At 58.5% G+C, this 2,219-nt stretch carries 1 protein-coding gene and 1 pseudogene; both read right to left on the reverse strand.

The annotated features are described in order from the left end of the window. Positions 1–93: 93 nt before the first annotated feature. Positions 94–902: pseudogene (locus AC07E3_RS21330) on the reverse strand (IS3 family transposase); the annotation flags it as partial. Between the two features lie 73 nt (positions 903–975). Further along, positions 976–2,001, reverse strand: coding sequence for an IS110 family RNA-guided transposase (locus AC07E3_RS21335; protein WP_478364729.1), 1,026 nt, complete (start codon positions 1,999–2,001; stop codon positions 976–978). Positions 2,002–2,219: the final 218 nt, after the last annotated feature.

Below are 2,219 nucleotides of genomic sequence, written 5' to 3' on the forward strand. Positions count from 1 at the left end.
GACCGCTTGGGCAACCATATCAGGGCATCCGGGACACCGGATGCCCCATGACCTGCTGACCTAAGCAGCCAAATCTTCCCGATATAGGACGTTATCGACCCTGATCGTCTTCGGATAGCCGATACGGCCACATACTCGCTCAAGCGTCTGGACTACATCCTCGCCGCGATAGGAGAAGCGCGGATCGACCGCTGGGCAATAGCGGGAATGAGTGTCGACAATGGTCAGGACACGGAGCTTCTTGCCGGTTGCGAGCTGGTCATGGACAAAATCCATGGCCCACACATCGTTCGGTCCGATGGCCTCCTGGCGATCCCCCCGGAGCTTGGCCTTCACCCGTCGCTTGGGATGCTTGTTCCTGAGCTGCAGTCCCAACTCATTGTAAATCCTACGGGTCTTCTTCATGTTGATCGTCCATCCCTCACGACGCAACAGCACGTGGACACGCCTGTAGCCGTAGCGAACCCGCGTCTCGCAAATCTCCTTGATCCTTCGTTCGAGCGCGGCCTGCCCGGTGCGACGGGACTTGTAGTGATAGGTCGAGGTGTCGAACTTCAGTGCCTTGCAGGCCCGTCTGATCGATATCCCCCAGTCCACCAGCATCCCGTCGACCAGCTTGCGCTTCCGGGCAGGCCTCAGAGCTTTCGGCGAATGACGTCCTGCAGCATCTCGCGATCAAGCGTCAGGTCAGCGACGATCTTCTTCAACCGACTGTTCTCGTCCTCAAGGGCCTTCAGCCGGCGCATCTCGTCTGGCAACAGTCCAGCATACTTCTTCTTCCAATTGAAATAGGTCGCCTGGCTGATCCCGGCCTTGCGGCAGATCTCCGACACGGGCACGCCGTCATCGCCCTGCTTCAGAATGAACGCCTTCTGCGCGTCCGAAAACTTCGATGCCTTCATCGCTCTCCACTCCACCCCAGCCAGGGAACCCTAAGCGGAAAACTCTAACCAAAAGCGATCCAGTTTGCGGGGATCAGAGCACCTCTCTGGTCCAGCGGAACTCTGTGCCGTCGCTCCACATACGATGCATGATGACAGCGAGGCGACGGGCAAGGGCGACGATGGCTTTTGGGGCGCCGCGCCGTTTGGCAACGTTCATCGCCCAGGCTTTCAGCCACGACCATTTTGCGACCCGTGTCAGAAGCACCTTTGCAGCCTCATAAGGAAGGGTGCGCATCATGCCGTCACCGCACAAAGAGATGCGGCCAACACGCTTGCTTTCACCAGATTGGTTGAGGATCGGCGTTAAGCCCAAGATCGGCCCCACGGCCCTGGAATTGCGGAACCGTGCCGGAATGTCAATGGTGGCCGTGTAGGCCAGCGCCACCACGGGCCCGACACCGGGGATCGTCATCAACTGCTGGCAGACCTCATCATCTCGGGCGATCAGCAGAAGCTTGCGGTGTAGGGTGGCAAAATTCTCCCGCAGCTTCCGACGCGCGTCGAGCAGTGGCTCGACAATTTCGGCCAAGTCCGGGATACCTTCGACGAGCTCGCGAATACGCGCCTCGAATTTGACAGCTCCGACCACGCCGACCTTCAGCCCGAAGTTGCGCAGCAGGCCACGCAGGTCGTTTTCGATAGCAAGGGCCTTTTCCTGCAAGAGCTTGCGCGCCGTCAGCAATGCTCGCCGCTTCTGGCTCGTCAGCGTCTTGACATGAACCGGACGGAACAGATTGACACGCATCATCTGGGCAATGCCGCGTGCATCGTTGCGGTCGCTCTTGTTCGGTTGTGCTTTGAGGAATGCCTTGGTGTGCCGGGTCTCGATGCAGATTACCGGCAAGCCAGCCTTGGCTAGGCCCTCAAACAACCATTGTGACAATGGTCCGGCCTCGAGCCCGATCCGTTCAATCCGCAAGGCTGGATCGTTCAGAGCTGCAACCAGGTCATCGGGATGGCTGACCACCTTTCTTTCACGGCAAATCTTGCCCGTCTCATCGACAATGCAAATGGAGGTTTCTTTTACCGAAACGTCGAGGCCGATATAATGCTTCACGCTGCGTTCCTTTCCTGATGCTTGTGGCTGTTGCTTGCAGACCACGTTTTACCATCAGCCAAGGGCGCAGCACCTCCCTCATACCGAACTCAATGGGGACGTTCGGGCACCCGGCCGAATATTGGCCTGCTGCCGGTTTTTCGGACACGAGGTTAAGCTAACATAGCTCGCTCCTCGAACTCCACGGGGCTCAGATAGCCCAGTGTCGAGTGCCTGCG

It is taken from the genome of Nitratireductor lacus (assembly GCF_056431025.1).